Genomic DNA, 25,494 nt, shown 5'->3' with positions numbered 1-25,494 from the left:
TTAAATAATGATTTGAGGAGTAAGTATATGGCTGTAACTAAGCTGGTTCTGGTTCGTCATGGCGAAAGCCAGTGGAATAAAGAAAACCGTTTCACCGGTTGGTACGACGTGGATCTGTCTGAGAAAGGCGTAAGCGAAGCAAAAGCAGCAGGCAAGCTGCTGAAAGAGGAAGGTTACAGCTTTGACTTTGCTTACACCTCTGTGCTGAAGCGCGCTATCCATACTCTGTGGAATGTGCTGGACGAACTGGATCAGGCATGGCTGCCCGTTGAGAAATCCTGGAAACTGAACGAACGTCACTACGGTGCGTTGCAGGGTCTGAACAAAGCGGAAACCGCTGAAAAATATGGCGACGAGCAGGTGAAACAGTGGCGTCGTGGTTTTGCGGTAACTCCGCCGGAACTGACTAAAGATGATGAGCGTTATCCGGGCCACGATCCGCGTTACGCTAAACTGAGCGAAAAAGAGCTGCCGCTGACGGAAAGCCTGGCACTGACCATTGACCGCGTGATCCCTTACTGGAATGAAACCATTCTGCCACGCATGAAGAGCGGTGAGCGCGTGATCATCGCGGCACATGGTAACTCCCTGCGTGCGCTGGTGAAATATCTCGATAACATGAGTGAAGAAGAGATCCTTGAGCTGAATATCCCGACTGGCGTACCGCTGGTGTATGAGTTTGACGAAAACTTCAAACCTCTGAAACGTTATTACCTGGGTAATGCTGACGAGATCGCGGCGAAAGCAGCGGCCGTTGCGAACCAGGGTAAAGCAAAGTAAGCGTAATCCGTTGAAAAAATGAGAAAGCCGACTGCAAGTGAGTCGGCTTTTTTTTGTTTTTGCACAAGGCGTACGTAACTAACAACGGAGCACATTGCCTGATGCGACGCTACGCGTCTTATCAGGCCTACAAACGTACAGTCATGGCGATTCGCAGGTCGGGACTATAAACCTTATCCGCGACGTGCTTTTACGGCGTTCGCCAGTTGACGTAACAGAGAGTCGGTATCTTCCCAGCCAATGCAGGCATCGGTGATGCTCTTGCCATAGGCCAGCGGCTCACCGCTTTCCAGACTCTGGTTCCCTTCAACCAGGTGACTTTCCACCATCACGCCAATAATGGCATTTTCACCACCGGCAATCTGCTGGCAAACATCAGCGCAAACTTCCATCTGCTTTTTGAATTGTTTGGACGAATTTGCATGGCTGAAATCAATCATAACCTGCGCCGGTAAACCCGCTTTTTTCAGCCCTTCTTTCACTTCAGCAACGTGTTTCGCACTGTAGTTAGGCTCTTTACCGCCGCGCAGAATGATATGGCAATCGCCGTTACCGCTGGTATTCACAATTGCCGAATGACCCCATTTGGTCACTGACAGGAAGCAGTGTGGCGCACCAGCAGCATTAATGGCATCAATAGCCACTTTAATCGTGCCATCGGTGCCATTTTTGAATCCTACCGGGCAAGAAAGACCAGACGCCAGTTCACGGTGAACCTGCGATTCGGTTGTACGTGCGCCAATTGCGCCCCAACTCATCAGGTCGGCCAGATACTGCGGGGTGATCATATCGAGAAACTCACCTGCTGCTGGCAGGCCACTATCGTTAATGTCGAGCAGCAATTTACGAGCAATGCGCAAACCGTCGTTGATCTGGAAGCTGTTATCCATATGCGGATCGTTGATCAACCCTTTCCAACCCACTGTCGTACGCGGCTTTTCAAAATAGACACGCATGACGATTTCCAGCTCGTCTTTCAGCTCTTCACGCAGCGCCAGCAAGCGGGTTGCATACTCTTTAGCGGCTACAGGATCATGAATTGAACAAGGGCCAATCACCACTAACAGGCGATCATCATTACCTTTCAGGATCTTGTGGATCGCTTTACGGGCATGGGCAACCGTATTCGCGGCATTTTCGGTAGCGGGGAATTTTTCCAGCAATGCGACAGGCGGAAGTAACTCTTTGATTTCTTTGATGCGTAAATCGTCGTTCTGATAATTCATGTCTGTTCCAGTGTTGCCATACTTAATTTAGTGAATGCAATAGTTCCAATCTATATCTTCCGTCAGAATGTGTAAACGGGGTTTTACACTATGAACGGAATAATCCTGGAATTAGCAAGAAAAACGCCAGATTGTCGCGAAAAACGAGATCTCACCTACAATTTCTAACTGTAACTTCTTTGTTTATTAATTTTTTCAAGATTCTCTGCTGGATTTATTCTTCTGGCTGAAATCTTAAACCATTGCCTGACAATCACCTGCAAATGCACTGTTGGAAGAGGTTATCCGACATAACGACCATAACAGGAGCATCGTATGAAAATGACAAAACTGGCCACTCTATTTCTGACTGCCACTCTTAGTCTTGCCAGCGGAGCTGCACTGGCTGCCGATAGCGGCGCACAAACTAATAACGGCCAGGCAAACGCTGCGGCTGATGCGGGCCAGGTTGCCCCAGATGCCCGTGAAAATGTCGCGCCAAATAACGTCGATAATAGCGGGGTTAATAGCAACTCGGGCGGCACCATGCTGCACCCGAACGGTTCATCAATGGATAATGATGGCATGACCAAAGATGAAGAGCACAAAAATACGATGTGCAAAGATGGTCGCTGTCCGGACATCAATAAAAAAGTCCAAACCGGTGATGGCATCAACAATGATGTCGATACCAAAACCGACGGTACAACACAGTAATCCTGCAATAAAGCCAATACAGGGAGAGCGGAGTCTCTCCCTTTTAATTTTTCCCTTCTAAAAGCAGTATGATGTCATAAAGTTAAGTGAGATTAATTAAGGGATGACTCGTCATGGCGCACTCACACACTTCCGCACATCTGCCAGAAGATAATAATGCTCGTCGCTTGTTATATGCTTTCAGCGTTACCGCCGGTTTTATGCTGGTTGAAGTTATTGGCGGCTTTCTTTCCGGTTCTCTGGCATTGCTGGCCGATGCGGGTCATATGCTGACCGATACTGCCGCCCTGCTTTTCGCCCTACTTGCCGTTCAATTTTCCCGTCGTCCCCCCACCATTCGCCATACTTTCGGCTGGCTTCGATTGACCACCCTCGCGGCGTTTGTAAATGCCATCGCCCTGGTGGTGATTACTATTTTGATTGTCTGGGAGGCGATAGAACGCTTCCGCACGCCACGTCCGGTTGAAGGCGGTATGATGATGACTATTGCCGTGGCTGGATTGCTGGCGAATGTGCTTTCTTTCTGGTTGCTGCATCGTGGCAGTGAAGAGAAAAATCTCAATGTACGCGCGGCAGCGTTGCATGTCCTGGGGGATCTGCTGGGTTCTGTCGGCGCTATCATCGCGGCGTTGATTATTATCTGGACCGGCTGGACGCCTGCTGACCCTATTCTTTCCATTCTCGTTTCACTTCTGGTTCTGCGCAGTGCCTGGCGATTATTGAAAGACAGCGTGAATGAATTACTTGAAGGTGCGCCGGTTTCGCTGGATATCGCTGAACTGAAGCGCCGCATGTGCCGGGAAATCCCGGAAGTGCGCAATGTGCATCATGTACACGTGTGGATGGTGGGCGAGAAGCCAGTAATGACGCTGCATGTGCAGGTGATCCCGCCACACGATCACGACGCATTGTTGGACAAGATCCAACACTATCTGATGGACAACTATCAGATTGAGCACGCCACGATTCAGATGGAATATCAGCCTTGTCATGGGCCGGATTGCCACCTTAATCAAGGGGTTTCCGGCCATTCACATCATCACCATTAATGAGACAGCGCGCGTGAACCTCTTTCGCGTGCGCTGTTTATCCACATCCGGCTGCCGTTCAGGGCAATAAAGGTCAGGATCAGATACTCCAGCGACATGGCATAAACCCCCTGCAAGGCGAAAATCACCACGCTGATCACGTTAATAATGACCCACAGTAACCAGTTTTCGACGTATTTACGTGAGAACTGACCAGTCTGGTGCGTAACCTGAACCGGCTATTAAAGAGTGAGCGTGAACGTTACGACAAATACCGCACAACGCTCACCGACCTGACGCACAGCCTGAAAACACCACTGGCGGTACTGCAAAGTACGCTGCGTTCTTTGCGTAGTGAAAAGATGAGCGTCAGTGATGCTGAGCCGGTAATGCTGGAACAAATCAGCCGTATTTCACAACAAATCGGCTACTACCTGCATCGCGCCAGTATGCGCGGTGGAACGCTGCTTAGCCGCGAACTGCATCCCGTTGCCCCGTTACTGGACAATCTCACCTCGGCGCTGAACAAAGTGTATCAGCGTAAAGGGGTCAATATTTCTCTCGATATTTCGCCAGAAATCAGTTTTGTTGGCGAGCAGAATGACTTTGTCGAAGTGATGGGCAACGTACTGGATAACGCCTGTAAATACTGTCTTGAGTTCGTGGAAATTTCAGCGAGGCAAACCGAAGATCATCTCTATATTGTGGTCGAGGATGACGGCCCGGGAATTCCATTAAGCAAGCGTGAAGTCATTTTCGACCGCGGCCAACGTATAGATACTTTGCGTCCCGGACAAGGTGTTGGTCTGGCTGTCGCCCGTGAAATTACCGAGCAATACGACGGAAAAATCATCGCCGGAGAGAGTATGCTCGGCGGCGCACGAATGGAGGTCATTTTTGGTCGCCAGCATTCTGCACCAAAGGGTGAATAAATATGCCCTTTCTTCACGCATTACGTTAAGCATCCGTTATAATCGGTTGCAGATACCCGCCTATGGACGCTTAATATGGAATACCAACTTACCCTTAACTGGCCCGATTTTCTTAAACGCCACTGGCAGAAACGTCCGGTGGTGTTAAAACGCGGCTTTAATAATTTTATTGACCCGATCTCTCCAGACGAGCTGGCAGGTCTGGCAATGGAAACGGAAGTCGACAGTCGGCTGGTCAGTCATCAGGATGGCAAATGGCAGGTCAGCCACGGTCCATTCGAAAGCTACGATCATCTCGGTGAGACCAACTGGTCATTGCTGGTGCAGGCAGTGAATCACTGGCATGAGCCAACCGCCGCGCTGATGCGTCCGTTCCGTGAATTACCAGACTGGCGCATTGACGACCTGATGATCTCATTTTCCGTACCTGGCGGCGGCGTCGGTCCACATCTCGATCAGTACGACGTTTTTATTATTCAGGGCACCGGTCGTCGTCGTTGGCGGGTGGGTGAAAAGCTGCAGATGAAGCAACACTGCCCGCATCCGGATCTGCTACAGGTCGAGCCGTTTGAAGCAATTATCGACGAAGAACTGGAGCCAGGCGATATTCTTTATATTCCGCCAGGATTCCCGCACGAAGGCTACGCGCTGGAAAATGCGATGAACTATTCTGTCGGTTTTCGTGCACCGAATACGCGGGAGCTGATCAGCGGTTTTGCCGATTATGTTCTGCAACGTGAGCTGGGCGGTAATTATTACAGTGATCCGGATATCCCTCCTCGCGCCCATCCGGCGGACGTTCTGCCGCAGGAGATGGATAAACTGCGTGAGATGATGCTTGAATTGATCAACCAGCCAGAACACTTTAAACAGTGGTTTGGCGAGTTTATCTCCCAGTCACGGCATGAACTGGATATCGCTCCGCCAGAACCGCCTTATCAACCGGATGAAATATACGACGCGCTGAAACAAGGTGATGTACTGGTACGTCTGGGTGGTCTGCGCGTGTTGCGTATTGGTGATGAAGTATATGCTAATGGTGAAAAGATCGATTCTCCACACCGTCCGGCGCTGGAGGCACTCGCCAGCAATATTGCTCTGACCGCCGAGAATTTTGGCGATGCGCTGGAAGATCCATCGTTCCTCGCGATGCTCGCGGCGCTGGTCAATAGCGGGTATTGGTTCTTCGAAGGATAAGTTTGAATCTAAGCCGGATGCGGCATCACATGCCGCATCCCTTTTCGCTTACTTCCGTTGTGCCGTTAACTCGGCAATACGCACGATCACCTGTACCGCTTTTTCCATTCCTTCCAGGGTCACAAACTCATGTTTACCATGATAGTTATAACCGCCGGTAAACAGGTTCGGGCACGGCAATCCCATAAATGACAACTGTGCACCGTCGGTGCCGCCACGGATCGGTTTCAGATCCGGTTCAATATCGCAATCGCGCATCGCCTGCTGGGCGATATCAAGAATATGCGGATGCTCAACGATTTTCTCGCGCATATTGTAGTAGCTGTCTTCAATCACCAGTTCAATGTAGCAGTCAGGGTGTAGCCCTTTGCCCACTTTCTTGGCAATTTCCATCATCTTACGTTTACGCGCTTCAAACTGTTTACGGTCGAAATCACGAATGATGTAGTGCATATCGGCACGCTCAACGGTGCCTTTCATGCTCGTCAGGTGATAAAAACCTTCATAACCTTCGGTAGTTTCCGGGCTTTCATCCGCCGGAACTTCCGCATGAATGCGTGCTGCCAGTGACAGCGCATTAACCATCACGCCTTTTGCCGAGCCAGGGTGAACGTTGTTGCCGACTATTTTGATATTCACCGATGCGGCATTAAAGTTTTCAAACTCCAGTTCACCTACGCCACCGCCATCAACGGTGTAAGCCCAACGAGCATCAAAGGCTTCAACATCAAAGTGTTTTGCCCCTTTGCCCACCTCTTCATCTGGCGTAAAGGCGATGCGAATATCGCCGTGTGGAATGTTTTTCTGCTGCAATACTGCCAGCGCGGTCATGATTTCTGCGATACCCGCTTTATCATCTGCACCTAACAAGGTTTTACCATCGGTGGTGATCAACGTCTGCCCCAATAGTTGATGCAGAACCGGGAACATCACCGGTGATAAGACTTCATCACCGATGCCCAGCGCGATGTCACCACCGCGATAGTTTTCAACAATTTGCGGATTTACATTTTTACCGCTGCAATCCGGAGAGGTATCCACATGAGAAATAAAGCCAATCGCCGGAATATCGCCTGGAACGTTAGCCGGTAACGTCGCCATCAATGTGCCCTTCTCACTTAAGGTCACATTGATAAGCCCCATCTCTTCAAGCTGATTTTTCAACAGATGCAATAACTTCCACTGGCCTTCCGTGCTGGGAACCTGTCTCACCCCCGCTTTTGATTGGGTATCCAGAGACACGTAGTTCAAAAAACGCTCAAGTAGTTTATCCATGTAGTCACCCTCACTTTTCGTGACAACATTATTAAGAAGCAAGAAAAGACAAATATTGCGTCAGGTCACTTTTACCCCTGCAAGCGGGAATATTTATCAACATTACCTTAATCAATATAAAGCTAAGCCAGTAATTCACAACAAGGATTGGCGATTACGATGGTTTGCCGTAGAATTACCGCCCTCATTAAGAGTCACCAAGGTGGTTAACCACAAACCCCGCATCGGTAAGCCATCCGTTGCGTTTACATGGGACAGAGTAAAAAATTGAATAAACAACCGAGTTCGCTTTCACCGCTGGTGCAATTGGCGGGAATTCGCAAATGCTTTGATGGTAAAGAAGTCATTCCCCAGTTGGATCTGACTATCAACAATGGCGAGTTCCTTACGCTGCTTGGCCCTTCTGGCTGCGGTAAAACAACCGTTCTTCGCCTGATTGCAGGTCTGGAAACTGTTGATTCTGGACGCATCATGCTGGATAACGAGGACATCACCCACGTTCCGGCGGAAAACCGCTATGTGAACACCGTTTTCCAAAGCTACGCGCTATTCCCCCACATGACCGTGTTCGAAAATGTGGCCTTTGGCTTGCGTATGCAAAAAACCCCCGCTGCTGAAATTACGCCTCGCGTGATGGAGGCTCTGCGGATGGTGCAACTGGAGACCTTCGCTCAACGCAAACCGCATCAACTCTCTGGCGGTCAACAGCAACGCGTAGCCATTGCCCGCGCGGTGGTTAACAAGCCTCGCCTGTTGCTGCTGGATGAATCGCTCTCCGCGCTGGATTACAAACTGCGTAAACAGATGCAGAACGAGCTGAAAGCTTTACAGCGTAAGCTTGGCATTACTTTCGTTTTCGTCACCCACGATCAGGAAGAAGCGCTCACCATGTCGGACAGAATTGTGGTGATGCGCGATGGTCGCATTGAACAAGACGGCACGCCGCGTGAAATTTACGAAGAGCCGAAAAACTTGTTTGTTGCCGGATTCATTGGCGAAATCAATATGTTCAACGCCACGGTGATCGAGCGTCTTGACGAACAACGCGTACGAGCCAACGTTGAAGGCCGCGAATGTAATATCTACGTTAACTTCGCTGTTGAACCAGGGCAAAAGTTGCATGTTTTGCTGCGCCCGGAAGACTTACGCGTTGACGAAATCAACGATGACAACCACGTCGAAGGGCTGATTGGCTACGTTCGCGAACGCAACTACAAAGGTATGACGCTGGAATCAGTTGTCGAACTGGAAAATGGCAAGATGGTGATGGTCAGCGAATTCTTTAATGAAGACGATCCTGACTTTGACCACTCTCTCGACCAGAAAATGGCCATTAATTGGGTAGAAAGCTGGGAGGTTGTACTGGCTGATGAAGAACACAAGTAAGTTCCAGAATGTAGTGATTGTCACTATTGTCGGTTGGCTTGTGTTGTTTGTCTTTCTGCCCAACCTGATGATCATTGGCACCAGCTTTTTGACCCGCGACGACGCCAGTTTCGTCAAAATGGTTTTTACGCTGGAGAACTACGCCCGTCTGCTCGATCCGCTCTATTTTGAAGTGCTGCTGCACTCACTGAATATGGCGCTAATCGCGACTATAGCCTGCCTGGTGCTGGGCTACCCGTTTGCCTGGTTTCTGGCTAAACTGCCACACAAGGTGCGTCCGCTGTTACTGTTTCTGTTGATTGTGCCGTTCTGGACCAACTCACTGATTCGTATCTATGGCCTGAAAATTTTCCTCAGCACCAAAGGCTATCTCAACGAGTTCTTGCTGTGGCTGGGCGTTATTGATACCCCAATTCGCATCATGTTCACCCCCAGCGCGGTAATTATCGGTCTGGTATATATCCTGTTGCCGTTTATGGTGATGCCACTTTATTCCAGTATTGAAAAGCTGGATAAACCATTGCTGGAAGCGGCTCGCGATCTCGGTGCCAGCAAGTTGCAGACTTTTATCCGCATCATCATCCCACTGACCATGCCGGGGATTATTGCCGGATGTCTGTTGGTGATGCTGCCAGCAATGGGCCTGTTCTATGTTTCTGACCTGATGGGCGGTGCGAAAAACCTGCTGATCGGTAACGTCATCAAAGTGCAGTTCCTCAACATTCGCGACTGGCCGTTTGGTGCCGCGACCAGTATTACCCTGACTATCGTAATGGGTCTGATGCTGCTGGTTTACTGGCGCGCTTCTCGTTTGCTGAACAAGAAGGTGGAACTCGAATGATCGGTCGACTGCTCCGCGGCGGTTTTATGACCGCTATCTATGCGTACCTGTATATTCCAATCATCATTTTGATTGTGAACTCCTTTAACAGCTCGCGCTTTGGCATCAACTGGCAGGGTTTTACCACCAAATGGTATAGCCTGCTGATGAACAACGATAGTCTGTTACAAGCAGCGCAACATTCACTGACGATGGCGGTGTTTTCAGCGACATTCGCTACGCTTATTGGCTCACTGACGGCTGTTGCGCTGTACCGCTATCGCTTCCGCGGTAAGCCGTTCGTTAGCGGGATGCTGTTTGTGGTAATGATGTCGCCAGATATCGTGATGGCGATTTCCCTGCTGGTGCTGTTTATGCTGCTGGGTATTCAGCTTGGCTTCTGGTCGCTGCTGTTCTCACACATTACCTTCTGCCTGCCATTTGTGGTGGTGACGGTGTATTCGCGTCTGAAAGGCTTTGATGTGCGGATGCTGGAAGCAGCGAAAGATCTCGGTGCCAGCGAGTTCACCATTCTGCGGAAAATCATTCTGCCACTGGCAATGCCAGCGGTGGCGGCGGGTTGGGTGTTAAGCTTTACCCTGTCCATGGACGATGTGGTAGTTTCGTCGTTTGTCACCGGGCCGAGCTATGAAATTCTGCCGTTAAAAATTTATTCGATGGTCAAAGTCGGCGTATCGCCGGAAGTTAACGCGCTGGCAACCATTTTACTGGTGCTGTCGCTGGTGATGGTGATTGCCAGCCAGCTTATTGCTCGTGATAAAACGAAAGGTAACACAGGGGACGTTAAATGAAAAAATGGTCACGCCACCTGCTCGCGGCGGGTGCTCTGGCACTGGGCATGAGCGCCGCTCACGCCGATGACAACAACACGCTGTATTTCTACAACTGGACCGAGTACGTACCGCCAGGACTGCTGGAACAGTTCACTAAAGAAACCGGCATTAAAGTTATCTATTCGACTTATGAGTCGAATGAAACCATGTACGCCAAGCTGAAAACGTACAAAGACGGTGCTTATGACCTGGTGGTTCCTTCAACCTATTACGTCGATAAAATGCGTAAAGAAGGGATGATCCAGAAGATCGACAAGTCGAAGTTAACGAACTTCAGCAACCTCGATCCAGAAATGCTCAACAAGCCATTTGACCCGAATAACGATTACTCCATTCCGTATATCTGGGGCGCGACGGCGATTGGCGTTAACGGTGATGCGGTTGATCCGAAATCCGTGACGAGCTGGGCCGATTTGTGGAAGCCTGAATACAAAGGCAGCCTGCTGCTGACCGACGACGCCCGTGAAGTGTTCCAGATGGCACTGCGTAAGCTGGGTTATTCTGGCAACACCACCGATCCGAAAGAGATTGAAGCCGCGTATAACGAGCTGAAAAAGCTGATGCCAAACGTAGCGGCGTTTAACTCCGATAACCCGGCTAACCCGTACATGGAAGGCGAAGTTAACCTCGGCATGATCTGGAACGGTTCTGCTTTCGTTGCCCGTCAGGCAGGCACGCCAATTGACGTGGTCTGGCCGAAAGAAGGCGGCATTTTCTGGATGGACAGCCTGGCTATTCCGGCAAATGCCAAAAACAAAGAAGGCGCGCTGAAACTGATCAACTTCCTGCTACGTCCGGATGTGGCAAAACAGGTTGCGGAAACTATTGGTTATCCAACACCAAACCTCGCCGCACGTAAACTGTTAAGCCCGGAAGTGGCGAACGACAAGACCCTCTACCCGGATGCCGAAACCATCAAAAATGGCGAATGGCAGAGTGACGTTGGCTCAGCCAGCAGCATTTATGAAGAGTATTATCAGAAGCTGAAAGCAGGACGTTAATTCAGCAAGCGGGCGGAGTTATTACCGCCCGCTTTTTTATTAAGCAAGGATGTTGCTTATGAGTCAGGACAATCAAATTTTATCCCGCGTTTTCCCTGGAGTCGGTCTGATACTCCTCCTTATTTCTATTGTTATCTTTTATAACCAGTTCACCTACAGCAAAAATACTGTACATACCGAAGGGATCATTGTTGATACCGTCTGGCACAATTCACGCCAGATCGGTAATGATGGTTCATGGCATCCTGTTGTCGCATTTCGTCCTACGCCAGACTACACGCTCATTTTCAATTCGAGTATCGGTAGTACTTTTTATGAAGACAGCGAAGGCGATAAAGTTAATGTTTATTATCCTCCAGGACATCCTGAAAAGGCTGAAATAAATAACCCGTGGGTTAATTTTTTCAAATGGGGATTTATCGGCATGATGGGCGTTATTTTTATCGCCGTCGGTTTATTAATCAGTATGCCCTCCTCTAAAAAGACGCGCAGGAAAAGGAAATCCCGTCAATGAAAAAGTTATTTATATTGCTTTACTTACTGATTTTTCTGCCACTGGCGGGAATAAGCCAGCCTGTAATACCCGTAATGAAAACATTCTTTACGGATACCACTGGCACCGTTCCCGATGGCGAGGATATCGCGCGTAAAGCGGAGATCTTTCGTCAACAAACCGGGATTGCGCCATTTATCGTGGTTGTTCCTGACATTAATGAAACCAGTCTCAGGAAAAATGGCAAAGCGATGCTGGTGCATGCGTCATCTTCATTGACTGATGTAAAAGGGAGTGTTCTGTTAATCTTTACTACCCGGGAGCCACGGTTAATTGTGATAACCAACGGCCAGGTTGAAAGCAGTATGGACGATAAACATCTGGGACGGCTGATAGAAAATTACACACTGGCTTATTTAAATGCTGATCTCTGGTATCAGGGTATGAATAATGCACTGGATATTTTACAAGCACAGATATTAAAACAACCGACGCCGCCACTGACATATTATCCGCATCCCGAACAAAAGCATGAGAGTGATCCGCCAGGCAGCACCTCGACATTAGGTTTTATCTCCTGGGCTGCAGCGTTTGTCTTATTTTCCAGGATCTTTTACTACACGACACGTTTTATTTATGCGCTAAAATTTGCAGTAGCTATGACTGTTGCCAATATGGGCTATCAGGCTTTATGCCTGTGTATCGATAATAGCTTTACGATTGCCAGAATATCGCCGCTCTGGGCGGTGCTGATTGGTGTCTGTACGTTTTTTGCCGCGCTGTTATGGCCGAGTAAAAGTTAAAAGAGGTCGGTAAAATGCGCGTGTATTATGCCGGATGCGGCGTGAACGCCTTATCCGGCCTACAAAACCCACAAATTCAATTAATTGTGCCCTTTTATAGGCCTGATAAGCGTAGCGCATCAGGCAATGACTTCTGCTTTATAAGCCCTTCAGCAACTTCTCAACAAACTCTGGCACGACCTGACTTGCCGGGCCGTAATATTTCTCGGCAAACTCATTGCCAACCTGGCTCGGTTCAAGGTTCAGTTCAACCGTATGCGCGCCATGCAGCTTCGCTTCGTGGACAAATCCTGCTGCCGGATAAACATGCCCGGACGTGCCAATAGCAATGAAAATATCCGCCATCGATAACGCCATATAGATTTCATCCATACCGAACGGCATTTCACCAAACCACACCACGTGTGGGCGCAGCGGTGCCGGAAACTGGCAGCAATGGCATTTATCTTCTGGCGTGACATCGCCCGTCCAGTCGAGCACCTGCCCGCTTTGCGTACAGCGTACTTTCAGCAATTCCCCATGCATATGAATCACATTGGTATTGCCCGCGCGTTCATGCAGGTTATCGATATTCTGCGTCACCAGCAAAAAGTGATCGCCCAGGGCGTCTTGCAGTTTTGCCAATGCAAGATGCGCAGCGTTAGGTTGAATTTCTGGCTGCTGTAGTTGACGGCGACGGGCGTTATAAAATGCCTGTACCAGTTCAGGATCGCGGTTAAAGCCTTCTGGTGTCGCGACATCTTCTACACGATGTTCTTCCCACAGGCCGTCTGCAGCGCGAAAGGTACGAATACCTGATTCCGCAGAAATGCCTGCCCCTGTCAGTACGAGTACTCTTGTTTTTTCCATTGCTTCCGGCACCACTTTATCTCTGAAAAAAATACGCTGACGCAAACGCTCGTGCAGGCGGCGTTTGTTTTTACGAAAACGACTTAACCGATGACCCCGACGCGACAGCATAGCAACCTCTATTGATTAATCGGTAAGATGTAAGAAGGCAGCTCCACGCATTCCTCCTGCATCCCCGTGACGCGCACACTCAATGCGTGGGACACGAGCTACAGGTAAGAGATGACGAGGCAACCTGTCCGTTAGTTGCGTTGTGATTGCCGGGAAATTGGATAACCCGCCACCAATGACCAGCAAATCAGGGTCAATGATAGTCAGGATATTTCCCAGACAAACCGCTAATAAATCCAGATAACGCTCAACGTGCGCCCTTGCCTGCTCATCGCCTTGATCGTAAAGCGCAATAATCTCTGGAGCCTGCAACGGTTGATGATAATAATGTTGATACAGCCACGCAAAACCGCGACCAGAAAGATAATTCTCGATACAGCCATGCTGGCCACAACCGCAACGGCGTAACGGGAAATCCAGTCCCATCATGGTTAACGCATCGACCGGCAGACGCATATGCCCAAACTCGCCGGTAATATAGCGTTTTCCCGTCACCGGTTTACCGTTGAATACCAGCCCGCCACCAACGCCAGTACCAAGAATTAACCCCATCACCAACGGATATTGGGTAAATTCCTCATCCCAGGCTTCAGAAAGGACAAAACAGTTGGCATCGTTATTAAGGCGCACCTCGCGATCAAGACGTGCGCTCAGGTCGGCACGCAGCGGTTTACCGCTGGCAGCAGGAACATTGACGGCATACAAAGTGCCATCTTCCGTTTCCGGCATTCCAGGAATGCCAATGCCAACAGAACCTTTACAGCCAAAACGCAGGTCAGCTTCGGTCACCAACTCGCACACCGCATCTAAAAATGCGTCATAGCTGTCACGCGGCGTCGACACCCGCTTTTCCCATTGCAGTTGCCGATTGTTATCAAACACGCCAAGCGCAATTTTCGTCCCACCAATATCAAACCCGTAATACATTGCCACTCCTTGTTTTAATGTACTGCCTTACTGGCCGCTAAGGACTCGCGCAGGGTCAATATTACTGGCGCGCCGCGCCGGATACCAACTTGCCAAAAGACTCAGCAACAATGCTGTGACCAGTACGTAGAAGACGTCCAGCCAGTGTAATTCCGATGGCAGAAAGTCAATAAAATAGATGTCACTGGAGAGGAACTGATGACCGATCAGACCTTCAATCCACTCAATAATCGGAGTAAGTTGCAGCGAAACCACCACGCCGATAACCACGCCACACAGGCTGCCAAACAGCCCCGCCAGTAGTCCATACCAGACGAAAATAGCGCGAATTAAACCGTCTTTAGCACCCAGCGTTCTCAATACTGCGATATCGCCGCTCTTGTCTTTCACCGCCATCACTAAGGTGGAGACGATGTTGAAACAGGCTACGCCAATCACCAGTACCATTGCCAGATACATAATGGCGCGGATCATCTGGATATCCCGATACATATAGCCGTAAGTACCGATCCAGCTCTTGATATAGACATAGCTGTTGGTCACTTCACCCGCATCGCGTACCAACTTGTTGGCGTTAAAAACATCCGTCATTTTAAGGGCAATACCTGACACACTGGAACCCATATCAAGATATTGTTGAGCGTCCGTCAGCGGGATCATGGCAAAACTGTGATCAAGTTGACCGCTTAGCTGCAAAATTCCGGTAATTTGCAAGCGCACACGTTTCGGCTGCATCAGCTTATGCTCAGGGTTTGAGTTCGGGATCATGATCGACACCCAATCGCCCTGCTTCACTTTCAACGCATCCGCCACGCCTTTGCCGATAATAATCTGCTGTTCACCGGCTTTAAAATTGTTCCAGGCATCTCCCTGGACAAACGATGGCAGCGCGCTCAGTCGCTGTTCCTGCTGTGGGTCAACACCTTTTACCTGCAGAGCGCGCAAATTTGCACCGCTCTCCACCAGCCCCGTGAAATTGATATATGGCGCAGCGGCGGCAATACCCGGCACTTTCTGCACTTTATCCAGTGCTTCTTGCCAGTTCGTCCACGGCTGATTCACCGCTTCAATTTCACCATGCGGCACCACTGCCAGAATGCGGTTGTTCAGTTCACGTTCGAAGCCGTTCATCGCACTTAAACCGACAATCAATACTGCCACGCCCAGGGCAATGCCAATGGTAGAAATAACGGAGATCAGCGACACCATGCCGCCGCGTCGCCGTCCGCGACTAAAACGCAAGCCAATTAATAACGATAAAGGCATCGCCATTACTCCGCCCCCATCAGGCTCAGTTCCGCCGTCAGACGACCATCACGCATTTCCAGTTGACGGCTCATACGTTTCGCCAGTTGCAGATCGTGAGTAACCACCAGAAAGGCAGTGCCCTGCAAGCGATTCAATTCTCCGAGCAACTGGAAGATGCTGTCAGCGTTACGCGCATCGAGGTTACCAGTAGGTTCATCCGCCAGCACCAGACGCGGGTTATTAACCAGCGCCCGGGCAATCGCCACACGCTGACGCTCACCGCCAGAAAGTTCTGACGGGCGGTGATTCGCCCGGTGCTCCAGCCCCACAGCTTTTAACATTTCCAGCGCCCGACTGTTAATTTCAGCAGGCTTTTTCTTGCCAATCAGCAGCGGCATAGCGACGTTTTCCAGCGCGGTAAAGTCCGGCAGCAGGTGGTGGAACTGATAAATAAAGCCCAACTTCTGGTTGCGCAGTTCCGCTTTCGCCGCCGACGACAGTTTGCTCATCGGCTGACCGCTAAAAATCACATCACCGGAGGTTGGCGTATCCAGCCCGCCCAGTAAATGCAGCAAGGTACTTTTGCCAGAACCGGAGCTACCGACAATGGCCATCATTTCGCCTTCGCCCACGCTGAAACTGACATTGTGCAGCACGTCGGTTTGCACACTGCCTTCCTGATAGCGTTTGCACAGGTTGTCGCATTGCAACAGGATCTTATTCATAACGTAAAGCCTCAGCGGGTTGAGTGGCGGCAGCGCGCCAGGAAGGGTAAAGCGTAGAAAGCAGCGCGATAGCCATCGCCACCAGCGCAATAACAATGACCTGTAAAGGTTCGATAGCGACCGGTAACGCTGCGCCATCAAGCAGGACGCCGATTATCGGCATCAGATTATTTAACTGGCTGGCAAGCAGTGCACCAAGCGCAGCGCCCAGGATCGCACCGATAACGCCAGCGCTGGCTCCTTGTACCATAAAGACCATCATGATTTGTCGTGGAGTTAAGCCTTGTGTCTGTAGGATCGCCACTTCGCCCTGCTTCTCCATTACCATCAGCCCCAGCGATGTAATAATGTTAAACGCTGCAACGGCGACAATCAGACTCAGCAGCAGACCCATCATATTTTTTTCCATGCGCACGGCCTGGAACAACTCGCCTTTACGATCGCGCCAGTCCTGCCACTTGCTGCCTTCTGGCAGTTTTTGCTGGCTTAAAGAGTCGACTTTCAGCGGCTCATCCAGCCACAGACGCCAGCCGGTGATATTACCCGCCGGATAACGCATCAGACGCGAGGCATCCTCAATATTCACCAGCATTTCATAGCCGTCGACTTCACTGTTGGCAGCAAAAGTGCCAATCACATTGAACAGACGCTGACTTGGAATACGCCCCATCGGCGTAAACTGGCTGGCAGACGGCACCATCACACGGATTTGATCGCCGCGATTGACACCTAACTGTGAGGCAAGTTGTTCACCGAGGATGACATTATATTTCCCCGGTTCGAGGTCGGCTTGCTTCACATTGACCAGATACGGGGTTAGCGGATCTTTTTGCGCCGGGTCGATACCCAGCATCACCCCGACCGCCACGCTGCGCGCGCTTTGCAGCACCACATCACCTGTAGTGAGAGGCGCAATACGATTTACGCCGTCAAGTTTGACCGCAGTCTCCGGGAGTTGTTGCGGGTTAAGGGAGCCATGCTCCGAAGAGAGAATTGCCTGTGGCATCAGGCCAAGGATGTTGTTTTGCAGTTCGCGCTCAAAACCGTTCATCACTGACAATACCGTGACCAGCGCCATCACCCCGAGGGTAATGCCGATGGTAGAAAGCCAGGAGACGAAACGACCGAAGCGATCCGCTGCACGCCCACGCATGTAACGCAGGCCAATAAATAGAGCGACAGGTTGGTACATGAAATCCGTCTGGTTGCTGTTAGCAAAGACACGAGTATATAAGCGAAAGCAGGATGGGTAAACGCCTGAACTGTAAGTGATCGTCAGGGCTAATCTGAAAAGTATCAGTAAATCAATCGGCTAAAGTGTCTCGTTTTCTCATCTGCCTTGTAACCTGATCTTTATCTGAAAAATAACCAAATACAGACAGATACGCATTACACCACGCCGCTCACCCCGCAGGATCAACGGCATGTTAAATTTTATGAGCGCGTTGTCCTGATGAAACAAAAAGAGCTATGGATTAATCAGATCAAAGGGTTATGTATTTGCCTGGTGGTGGTTTATCACTCGGTTGTTACCTTTTATCCGCATCTGACCACTTTCCAGCATCCGTTATCGGAAGTCTTGAGCAAATGCTGGATCTATTTCAATCTTTACCTTGCACCCTTTCGGATGCCGGTCTTTTTCTTTATATCCGGCTATTTGATTCGCCGCTACATCGACAGCGTGCCGTGGGGTAATTGTGTCGATAAACGCATCTGGAGCATCTTTTGGGTGCTGGCGCTTTGGGGCATTGTCCAGTGGCTGGCGTTGAGCGCGCTCAACCAATGGCTGGCACCAGAGCGCGATTTAAACAATACCGCCAATGCTGCTTATGCCGATTCCACCGGCGAGTTCCTGCATGGGATGGCCACCGCCAGCACCAGCTTGTGGTATCTGTATGCCTTAATCGTCTATTTCGTGGTGTGTAAAGCTTTTAACCGCCAGGCACTGCCGTTATTCGCCCTGTTTGTACTGATGAGCGTGGCTGTTAATTTCGTTCCCACACCGTGGTGGGGGATGAACAGTGTGATCCGCAATTTGCCTTATTACAGTCTTGGCGCATGGTTTGGCTCAACGTTGATGACCTACGTTAAAGAGGTGCCGCTACGTCGCCATCTGTTGATAGCAGTGCTGCTGGCTGTTCTGGCGATCGGAGCCTGGTTGTTGAACGTGTCGCTACTACTGTCGCTGGTGTCGATTGTGGTGATTATGAAGCTGTTTTATCAGTTCGAGCAGCGCTTCGGTCTGCGTTCCCTCAGCCTGTTGAATGTGATTGGTTCCAACACCATCGCCATCTACACCACCCATCGCATTCTGGTAGAGATATTCAGCTTAAGTCTGATTCCGCAAATAAACGCGGCGCGCTGGTCGCCGCCAATCGAACTGGCGCTCCTGCTGGTTTATCCCTTTGTCAGTTTGTTGATTTGCACACTGGCTGGCTTGCTGGTGCGAAAATTTTCACAACGCGCATTCAACGATCTGTTGTTCTCCCCGCCTTCTCTGCCTGCAACCAGTTACTCTCGCTAAGCCATCGCCCCAGCCGGGGCGATTCAATTTGCTAAACCATGTCGATTCCGGATAATGAACAGCATTGCTTATCAGAGATATGCCCCCATATGTTGAGGCATATCCTAACGAGACTCTGACAACTGTTATGCCTGAACAATATCGTTATACGCTGCCCGTCAAAGCGGGTGAGCAGCGTCTGCTGGGCGAGTTAACCGGAGCTGCCTGCGCGACGCTGGTAGCCGAAATTGCCGAACGTCACGCCGGACCGGTGGTGCTTATTGCACCAGATATGCAAAATGCCCTGCGTTTGCACGATGAAATCAGCCAGTTCACCGACCAGATGGTGATGAACCTGGCGGACTGGGAAACCCTCCCCTACGACAGTTTTTCGCCTCATCAGGACATTATCTCCTCGCGTCTTTCCACCCTTTACCAGTTACCATCAATGCAGCGTGGCGTACTGATTGTTCCGGTGAATACGCTTATGCAGCGCGTTTGCCCGCACAGTTTTCTCCACGGCCATGCGCTGGTAATGAAAAAAGGTCAGCGGTTATCGCGCGATGCATTGCGTACCCAACTGGACAGCGCCGGTTATCGCCATGTTGATCAGGTGATGGAGCACGGCGAATACGCCACGCGTGGTGCGTTGCTGGATCTTTTCCCAATGGGCAGCGAACTGCCTTATCGTCTTGATTTTTTTGATGATGAAATCGACAGCCTGCGGGTATTTGACGTCGACAGCCAGCGCACGCTGGAAGAAGTGGAAGCCATCAACCTGCTGCCCGCGCATGAATTTCCGACCGATAAAGCGGCGATTGAGCTGTTCCGCAGTCAGTGGCGCGATACTTTTGAGGTGAAACGCGATCCGGAACATATTTACCAGCAAGTGAGTAAAGGCACGCTGCCTGCCGGGATCGAATACTGGCAGCCGCTGTTCTTCAGCGAACCGCTGCCGCCACTGTTCAGTTATTTCCCGGCCAATACGTTGCTGGTGAATACCGGCGATCTGGAAAACAGTGCCGAACGTTTCCAGGCCGATACGCTGGCGCGTTTTGAAAGTCGCGGCGTCGATCCGATGCGACCGCTATTGCCGCCACAATCGCTCTGGCTGCGAGTGGATGAACTTTTCTCGGCGTTAAAAAACTGGCCTCGCGTGCAGCTTAAAACCGAGCATTTACCGACGAAAGCAGCGAATGCCAATTTAGGTTTTCAGAAACTGCCAGACCTGGCCATTCAGGCGCAACAAAAAGCGCCGCTGGATGCGCTGCGTAAATTTCTCGAATCCTTCGATGGCCCGGTGGTGTTCTCGGTAGAAAGTGAAGGCCGCCGCGAAGCACTCGGGGAACTGCTCGCCCGAATCAAAATTGCCCCGCAACGCATTATGCGTCTCGATGAGGCCAGCGAGCGTGGACGTTATCTGATGATCGGTGCTGCCGAACATGGTTTTATCGATACAGTACGTCATCTGGCGCTGATTTGTGAAAGCGATCTGCTCGGTGAACGTGTTGCCCGTCGTCGTCAGGACTCTCGTCGCGCCATCAACCCAGACACGCTGATCCGCAACCTCGCGGAGCTGCATATCGGCCAGCCGGTTGTTCACCTGGAACATGGCGTCGGGCGCTATGCCGGAATGACCACGCTGGAGGCTGGCGGCATTACGGGCGAGTATCTGATGCTCACCTACGCCAACGACGCCAAACTGTATGTTCCGGTGTCATCGCTGCACCTGATTAGCCGTTACGCCGGTGGCGCAGAAGAAAACGCTCCGCTGCATAAACTTGGCGGAGATGTGTGGTCACGGGCGCGGCAGAAAGCGGCGGAAAAAGTGCGTGATGTGGCAGCGGAACTGCTGGATATCTACGCCCAACGCGCTGCCAAAGAAGGCTTCGCGTTTAAACACGATCGCGAACAATATCAATTGTTCTGCGACAGCTTCCCGTTCGAAACCACGCCGGATCAGGCGCAGGCCATCAACGCAGTTCTTAGCGACATGTGTCGGCCACTGGCAATGGATCGTCTGGTGTGCGGTGACGTTGGCTTTGGTAAAACGGAAGTGGCGATGCGTGCCGCTTTCCTGGCGGTGGAAAACCACAAGCAGGTGGCAGTGCTGGTGCCAACCACCCTCCTCGCCCAACAACACTACGACAACTTCCGCGACCGTTTTGCTAACTGTCCGGTGCGCATCGAAATGATCTCCCGTTTCCGCAGCGCCAAAGAACAGGCGCAAATCCTTACGGAAGTGGCGGAAGGGAAAATCGATATTTTGATCGGCACGCACAAACTGCTGCAAAACGACGTCAAGTTTAAAGATTTGGGCTTGCTGATTGTCGATGAAGAACACCGCTTTGGTGTCCGTCATAAAGAACGCATTAAAGCGATGCGCGCGAACGTCGACATACTGACGCTCACCGCGACACCAATTCCGCGCACGCTGAACATGGCAATGAGTGGAATGCGCGATCTGTCAATTATCGCCACACCGCCCGCCCGTCGTCTGGCGGTCAAAACGTTTGTCCGCGAGTACGACAGCCTGGTCGTCCGGGAGGCCGTCCTGCGTGAAATTTTGCGTGGGGGACAGGTTTATTATCTCTACAATGACGTGGAAAACATCCAGAAAGCCGCCGAACGGCTGGCGGAACTGGTGCCAGAAGCACGAATTGCCATCGGTCACGGGCAGATGCGTGAGCGCGAACTGGAACGGGTGATGAATGATTTCCATCACCAGCGTTTCAACGTGCTGGTTTGTACCACAATTATCGAAACCGGGATCGACATTCCTACCGCCAACACCATTATCATTGAACGCGCGGATCATTTCGGTCTGGCGCAGTTGCACCAGTTGCGCGGTCGCGTCGGACGCTCACACCATCAGGCGTATGCGTGGCTGCTGACGCCACATCCGAAAGCGATGACTCCCGATGCGCAAAAACGTCTCGAGGCGATTGCGTCTCTGGAAGACCTTGGCGCGGGCTTTGCGCTGGCAACTCACGATCTGGAGATTCGCGGTGCGGGTGAACTGCTCGGTGAAGAACAAAGTGGTTCGATGGAAACCATCGGTTTCTCGCTGTATATGGAGTTGCTGGAAAACGCCGTTGATGCGCTGAAAGCCGGACGCGAGCCGTCGCTGGAAGATCTCACCAGCCAGCAAACGGAAGTCGAACTGCGGATGCCGTCGCTACTGCCGGACGATTTCATCCCTGACGTGAATACACGTCTGTCGTTCTATAAACGCATTGCCAGCGCCAAAACGGAAAATGAACTGGAAGAGATCAAAGTAGAGCTTATCGATCGCTTCGGCCTGCTGCCGGATCCGGCACGTACTCTGCTGGAGATTGCCCGCCTGCGCCAGCAAGCGCAGAAGCTGGGGATCCGGAAGCTGGAGGGGAATGAGAAAGGCGGCGTGATCGAATTTGCCGAGAAGAATCACGTGAATCCAGCCTGGTTGATTGGTTTGCTGCAAAAACAGCCGCAGCACTATCGTCTCGATGGCCCGACGCGCCTGAAGTTTATTCAGGATTTGAGCGAGCGGAAACAACGTATCGACTGGGTGCGCCAGTTTATGCGTGAGCTGGAAGAGAACGCCATCGCGTAGTAGTAAATCGGGGGGCGGTTATGCCCCCTTTAGACACAAAGCATAAACAAAATTTGCTACGCTTATCAGGCCTACCGTGTATTGAATTTGCAGGCGGATAAGGCGTTCACACCGCATCGGGCATGAACCAGCATCTCTCCTAATATTTACAAATTCTTTGCACTTCCCTGCACTACCCGACACTGCCACCATTCATAATTCATACTTATCTTTTTATTACAATAACATTATATTTTTTATGGATTTTTGGTGATGATCAAAACGCGTTTTTCTCGCTGGCTGACGTATTTTACGTTCGCCGCAGCCGTAGCACTGGCGCTACCGGCAAAAGCCAATACCTGGCCGCTGCCGCCTGCGGGTAGTCGTCTGGTTGGTGAAAACAAATTTCATGTGGTGGAGAATGACGGTGGTTCGCTGGAAGCCATCGCCAAAAAATATAACGTCGGTTTCCTGGCGCTGTTACAGGCCAACCCTGGCGTTGATCCGTATGTACCACGAGCCGGAAGCGTGTTAACGATTCCGTTGCAAACGCTGCTGCCGGATGCGCCACGTGAAGGCATTGTGATCAATATTGCAGAGTTACGTCTCTATTATTATCCACCGGGTAAAAATTCGGTGACCGTATATCCGATCGGCATTGGCCAGTTAGGCGGAGACACATTGACGCCAACAATGGTAACTACCGTTTCGGACAAGCGAGCTAACCCAACATGGACACCTACCGCAAACATCCGCGCCCGTTATAAAGCCCAGGGCATCGAACTTCCGGCTGTTGTTCCGGCAGGACCGGATAATCCGATGGGTCATCATGCGATCCGTCTGGCGGCCTATGACGGCGTTTATTTACTTCACGGTACAAACGCCGATTTCGGCATTGGTATGCGGGTAAGTTCCGGCTGTATTCGTCTGCGCGATGACGATATCAAAACACTTTTCAGCCAGGTCACCCCTGGCACCAAAGTGAACATTATCAACACACCGATTAAAGTCTCTGCCGAGCCAAATGGCACACGCCTGGTAGAAGTGCATCAGCCTCTGTCAGAGAAGATTGATGACGATCCGCAATTGTTGCCGATTACGCTCAATAGTGCGATGCAGGCATTTAAAAATGCAGCGCAAACTGACGCCGAAGTAATGCAGCATGTAATGGATGTACGTTCAGGAATGCCGGTGGATGTACGTCGTCATCAAGTGAACCAACAAGCGTTGTAAATACCGGATAAAAAAATCCCCGCGGCACGGCATGTCGCGGGGAAAAAAAGCAGCAGTAGCGGGCATTAATGAGGGTTAATGCTTATTTATAAATTACTGCCGTTCCATGAAGGGTTATTCGGGCCGGTTACTGAAGTAATACGGAAAGATTTTGCGCCCATCTCATCCGCTTTTTGTGCCAGTTGTTCTTCCAGCGATCCCAGATTTGTCCCCGCGTTAGCACTGATAGTACCCACTTTTTGTTGACCTTCTGGTGTTGCCTGAACTTCGACAGCCGCAAAGCTGGCAAATGACATGGAGCTTAAAATCGCCGCAGTGATGAGGGTTTTTACGTTTTTCATAATAGTGACCTTATGCAGATGAATGGCGTCGCAAGCAATTACTTAACGATCGATAACTAAATGATAGATGTGATCTGGATCACATACAAGATATTTTTTATAACACTCATTAATTAAATTAAAACTCTTTAAATTTCAGTTAAATAGAGAGCAATTATTTTTCTGCTCTCTGGACTGGTGAACGGTGGTGATTATTTTTATAATAATCATTCATTCACAGCTACAAGGTACAACGGCATCATGGCAACTGACTCAGCACATTGTGTAAAAAAAAGCCGTGGCCGCCCCAAAATGTTCGACAGGGAAGCCGCGCTTGATAAGGCTATGAAACTGTTCTGGCTGCACGGTTATGAAGCAACTTCCCTTGCCGATCTCGTCGAAGCGACCGGAGCCAAAGCGCCGACGCTGTATGCGGAATTCACCAACAAAGAGGGATTATTCCGCGCCGTACTTGACCGGTATATCGACCGTTTTGCCGCAAAGCACGAAGCGCAATTGTTTTGTGAAGAGAAAAGCGTGGAGTCTGCACTGGCAGACTATTTCGCCGCCATCGCGAGCTGTTTTACCAGTAAAGACACCCCTGCAGGTTGCTTTATGATTAACAACTGCGCCACGCTCTCCCCGGATTCTGGAGATATCGCCCATACCGTAAAGTCACGCCACGCGATGCAGGAACGCACCTTGCAACAGTTTTTATGTCAACGCCAGGCTCGCGGGGAAATTCCTGCCCACTGTGACGTAACGCATCTTGCGGAATTTCTTAATTGTATAATTCAGGGGATGTCGATCAGTGCCCGGGAAGGCGCATCGCTGGAAAAACTAATGCAGATTTCGCGGACAACATTGCGCTTATGGCCAGCGCTGGTGAAATAAGACGCAAAAAAAGCCCCTCAGCCTGAGCGAATGAGGGGCTAAATTGCAGAGTACAGCTTTTTTATACTTTGTTATTCAGAACCAGTTGTCCGTTGTTATCCAATGGGATTTGTGTGCCCGGAGCGCTACCCATGCGGATTTTGCCCTGCTGATCGCCAATCTTATAGGTCACGTCATATCCCAGCATTTTTTCTGACTTGTCATATACCGTTTTACAACGCTGTTGGGTGGTCGTGTAAGTATCGCTTTCCTGGAGAGAGCCCTGAATCTGATTACCGGCATACCCACCACCAAGCGCCCCCACAACGGTGGCAACATCTTTACCGCGCCCACCGCCAAACTGATGCCCTATAACCCCGCCCGCCACAGCGCCCAGAACCGAACCGGCGATGCGATTTTCATCCTGCACCGGTCGGCGGTGAGTCACCGTGACGTTGCGGCACTCCTGGCGCGGTGTTTTAACTGTTTCCTTGATTGGGATTGCAGAAACAACCTGAGCGTATTGCGGGCCACGTTCAAACACGTTCAGACTGGCTACTGCCGCTACGCCGAGCGCAGCCGCGACACCAATCCCGATACCCGCCAACATTGATTTATTCACGGGAACACCTCCTTCTTT

At 50.7% G+C, this 25,494-nt stretch carries 22 protein-coding genes and 3 pseudogenes; 15 read left to right on the top strand and 10 right to left on the bottom strand.

Annotated features, from left to right (window positions below):
* The first annotated feature begins 27 nt into the window (after positions 1 to 27).
* Positions 28 to 780, top strand: coding sequence for a 2,3-diphosphoglycerate-dependent phosphoglycerate mutase (gpmA, locus tag ESM_RS0107740; RefSeq protein ID WP_001295305.1), 753 nt, complete (start codon positions 28 to 30; stop codon positions 778 to 780).
* Between the two features lie 173 nt (positions 781 to 953).
* On the opposite strand, the gene aroG is transcribed toward gpmA, so the two are convergent.
* Positions 954 to 2,006, bottom strand: a complete 1,053-nt coding sequence (gene aroG / locus ESM_RS0107735) for a 3-deoxy-7-phosphoheptulonate synthase AroG (RefSeq protein ID WP_001109190.1) — start codon at positions 2,004 to 2,006, stop codon at positions 954 to 956.
* A gap of 315 nt (positions 2,007 to 2,321) precedes the next feature.
* Here aroG and ESM_RS0107730 point away from each other — a divergent pair, with 315 nt between their 5' ends.
* Positions 2,322 to 2,702 carry a YbgS-like family protein gene (locus ESM_RS0107730; RefSeq protein WP_000784357.1) on the top strand — a complete coding sequence of 127 codons (381 nt, stop codon included), beginning with the start codon at positions 2,322 to 2,324 and terminating at the stop codon, positions 2,700 to 2,702.
* Positions 2,703 to 2,815: 113 nt separating this feature from the next.
* Entirely contained in the window at positions 2,816 to 3,751 is a 936-nt protein-coding gene (zitB, locus tag ESM_RS0107725) for a CDF family zinc transporter ZitB (protein ID WP_000951311.1), read from the top strand.
* Here the strand turns inward: zitB and pnuC are convergent.
* Positions 3,748 to 3,936: pseudogene (gene pnuC, locus ESM_RS1000000126420) on the bottom strand (nicotinamide riboside transporter PnuC); the annotation flags it as partial. The gene zitB and the pseudogene pnuC sit on opposite strands and share 4 nt — an antisense overlap.
* Here pnuC and ESM_RS01000000124325 point away from each other — a divergent pair.
* Both ESM_RS01000000124325 and roxA read left to right on the top strand, forming a co-directional pair.
* A pseudogene (locus ESM_RS01000000124325) lies at positions 3,937 to 4,662 on the top strand (ATP-binding protein); the annotation flags it as partial.
* Between the two features lie 75 nt (positions 4,663 to 4,737).
* Positions 4,738 to 5,859: a [50S ribosomal protein L16]-arginine 3-hydroxylase gene (roxA, locus tag ESM_RS0107710; protein WP_000456528.1), complete on the top strand. Its 1,122-nt coding sequence runs from the start codon at positions 4,738 to 4,740 to the stop codon at positions 5,857 to 5,859.
* A gap of 48 nt (positions 5,860 to 5,907) precedes the next feature.
* Here the strand turns inward: roxA and pepT are convergent, their stop codons facing one another.
* The gene (gene pepT / locus ESM_RS0107705; protein WP_000359467.1) at positions 5,908 to 7,134 is read right to left on the bottom strand and encodes a peptidase T; all 1,227 of its coding nucleotides are present in this window, start codon (positions 7,132 to 7,134) and stop codon (positions 5,908 to 5,910) included.
* A gap of 249 nt (positions 7,135 to 7,383) precedes the next feature.
* On the opposite strand from pepT, the gene potA reads away from it, so the two are divergent.
* Genes potA through ESM_RS0107675 form a run of 6 tightly spaced genes read left to right on the top strand, consistent with a single transcriptional unit; the run spans position 7,384 to position 12,491 of the window.
* Positions 7,384 to 8,520, top strand: a complete 1,137-nt coding sequence (gene potA / locus ESM_RS0107700; RefSeq protein WP_000531593.1) for a spermidine/putrescine ABC transporter ATP-binding protein PotA — start codon at positions 7,384 to 7,386, stop codon at positions 8,518 to 8,520.
* The gene (gene potB / locus ESM_RS0107695) at positions 8,504 to 9,361 is read left to right on the top strand and encodes a spermidine/putrescine ABC transporter permease PotB (RefSeq protein ID WP_000799418.1); all 858 of its coding nucleotides are present in this window, start codon (positions 8,504 to 8,506) and stop codon (positions 9,359 to 9,361) included. Before potA ends, potB begins: the two co-directional genes overlap by 17 nt.
* Positions 9,358 to 10,152 (top strand): spermidine/putrescine ABC transporter permease PotC, encoded by a 795-nt coding sequence (potC, locus tag ESM_RS0107690; RefSeq protein ID WP_000580316.1) that lies wholly within the window; start codon positions 9,358 to 9,360, stop codon positions 10,150 to 10,152. Before potB ends, potC begins: the two co-directional genes overlap by 4 nt.
* Positions 10,149 to 11,195, top strand: coding sequence for a spermidine/putrescine ABC transporter substrate-binding protein PotD (gene potD / locus ESM_RS0107685; protein ID WP_000759322.1), 1,047 nt, complete (start codon positions 10,149 to 10,151; stop codon positions 11,193 to 11,195). The genes potC and potD overlap by 4 nt, the downstream gene beginning before the upstream one ends.
* 58 nt (positions 11,196 to 11,253) lie before the next feature.
* A complete protein-coding gene (locus ESM_RS0107680; RefSeq protein ID WP_001516204.1) occupies positions 11,254 to 11,709 on the top strand; it encodes a DUF3592 domain-containing protein in 456 nt (151 codons plus the stop codon).
* Positions 11,706 to 12,491: a TPM domain-containing protein gene (locus ESM_RS0107675; RefSeq protein WP_000732444.1), complete on the top strand. Its 786-nt coding sequence runs from the start codon at positions 11,706 to 11,708 to the stop codon at positions 12,489 to 12,491. Before ESM_RS0107680 ends, ESM_RS0107675 begins: the two co-directional genes overlap by 4 nt.
* Before the next feature lie 138 nt (positions 12,492 to 12,629).
* Here ESM_RS0107675 and cobB read toward each other — a convergent pair whose 3' ends face one another.
* Genes cobB through lolC form a run of 5 tightly spaced genes read right to left on the bottom strand, consistent with a single transcriptional unit; the run spans position 12,630 to position 17,543 of the window.
* Entirely contained in the window at positions 12,630 to 13,451 is an 822-nt protein-coding gene (cobB, locus tag ESM_RS0107670) for a Sir2 family NAD+-dependent deacetylase (RefSeq protein WP_000952722.1), read from the bottom strand.
* A 15-nt stretch (positions 13,452 to 13,466) separates the two neighbouring features.
* Positions 13,467 to 14,378 (bottom strand): N-acetylglucosamine kinase, encoded by a 912-nt coding sequence (gene nagK, locus ESM_RS0107665; RefSeq protein ID WP_000291243.1) that lies wholly within the window; start codon positions 14,376 to 14,378, stop codon positions 13,467 to 13,469.
* A 27-nt stretch (positions 14,379 to 14,405) separates the two neighbouring features.
* Positions 14,406 to 15,650 carry a lipoprotein-releasing ABC transporter permease subunit LolE gene (gene lolE / locus ESM_RS0107660; RefSeq protein WP_001251382.1) on the bottom strand — a complete coding sequence of 415 codons (1,245 nt, stop codon included), beginning with the start codon at positions 15,648 to 15,650 and terminating at the stop codon, positions 14,406 to 14,408.
* Positions 15,650 to 16,351, bottom strand: coding sequence for a lipoprotein-releasing ABC transporter ATP-binding protein LolD (gene lolD / locus ESM_RS0107655; protein WP_001033706.1), 702 nt, complete (start codon positions 16,349 to 16,351; stop codon positions 15,650 to 15,652). The genes lolE and lolD overlap by 1 nt, the downstream gene beginning before the upstream one ends.
* The gene (gene lolC / locus ESM_RS0107650; protein ID WP_000284703.1) at positions 16,344 to 17,543 is read right to left on the bottom strand and encodes a lipoprotein-releasing ABC transporter permease subunit LolC; all 1,200 of its coding nucleotides are present in this window, start codon (positions 17,541 to 17,543) and stop codon (positions 16,344 to 16,346) included. Before lolC ends, lolD begins: the two co-directional genes overlap by 8 nt.
* 261 nt (positions 17,544 to 17,804) lie before the next feature.
* On the opposite strand from lolC, the gene ESM_RS0107645 reads away from it, so the two are divergent.
* The 3 genes from ESM_RS0107645 to ldtC all read left to right on the top strand — a co-directional run bounded on the left by ESM_RS0107645 (position 17,805) and on the right by ldtC (position 23,661).
* Positions 17,805 to 18,875 carry an acyltransferase family protein gene (locus ESM_RS0107645; protein WP_000810305.1) on the top strand — a complete coding sequence of 357 codons (1,071 nt, stop codon included), beginning with the start codon at positions 17,805 to 17,807 and terminating at the stop codon, positions 18,873 to 18,875.
* 127 nt (positions 18,876 to 19,002) lie between these two features.
* Positions 19,003 to 22,449: a transcription-repair coupling factor gene (mfd, locus tag ESM_RS0107640; RefSeq protein WP_010377298.1), complete on the top strand. Its 3,447-nt coding sequence runs from the start codon at positions 19,003 to 19,005 to the stop codon at positions 22,447 to 22,449.
* A gap of 249 nt (positions 22,450 to 22,698) precedes the next feature.
* Positions 22,699 to 23,661 carry a L,D-transpeptidase LdtC gene (gene ldtC, locus ESM_RS0107635; protein WP_010377295.1) on the top strand — a complete coding sequence of 321 codons (963 nt, stop codon included), beginning with the start codon at positions 22,699 to 22,701 and terminating at the stop codon, positions 23,659 to 23,661.
* Between the two features lie 82 nt (positions 23,662 to 23,743).
* On the opposite strand, the pseudogene bhsA reads toward ldtC, so the two are convergent.
* A pseudogene (gene bhsA, locus ESM_RS01000000124315) lies at positions 23,744 to 24,002 on the bottom strand (multiple stress resistance protein BhsA).
* A 240-nt stretch (positions 24,003 to 24,242) separates the two neighbouring features.
* On the opposite strand from bhsA, the gene comR reads away from it, so the two are divergent.
* On the top strand, positions 24,243 to 24,875 hold the full coding sequence (gene comR / locus ESM_RS0107625; RefSeq protein WP_000179798.1) for a TetR family copper-responsive transcriptional repressor ComR: 633 nt from the start codon (positions 24,243 to 24,245) through the stop codon (positions 24,873 to 24,875).
* A gap of 61 nt (positions 24,876 to 24,936) precedes the next feature.
* On the opposite strand, the gene ESM_RS0107620 is transcribed toward comR, so the two are convergent.
* Entirely contained in the window at positions 24,937 to 25,476 is a 540-nt protein-coding gene (locus tag ESM_RS0107620) for a glycine zipper 2TM domain-containing protein (protein ID WP_010377288.1), read from the bottom strand.
* Positions 25,477 to 25,494: the final 18 nt, after the last annotated feature.

Source organism: Escherichia sp. TW09308 (assembly GCF_000208565.1).
GTDB classification, from domain to species: Bacteria; Pseudomonadota; Gammaproteobacteria; order Enterobacterales; family Enterobacteriaceae; genus Escherichia; species Escherichia marmotae.
The sequence above is the reverse complement of the archived record's forward strand: the minus strand, read 5'-3'. Positions and strand labels throughout refer to the sequence as shown.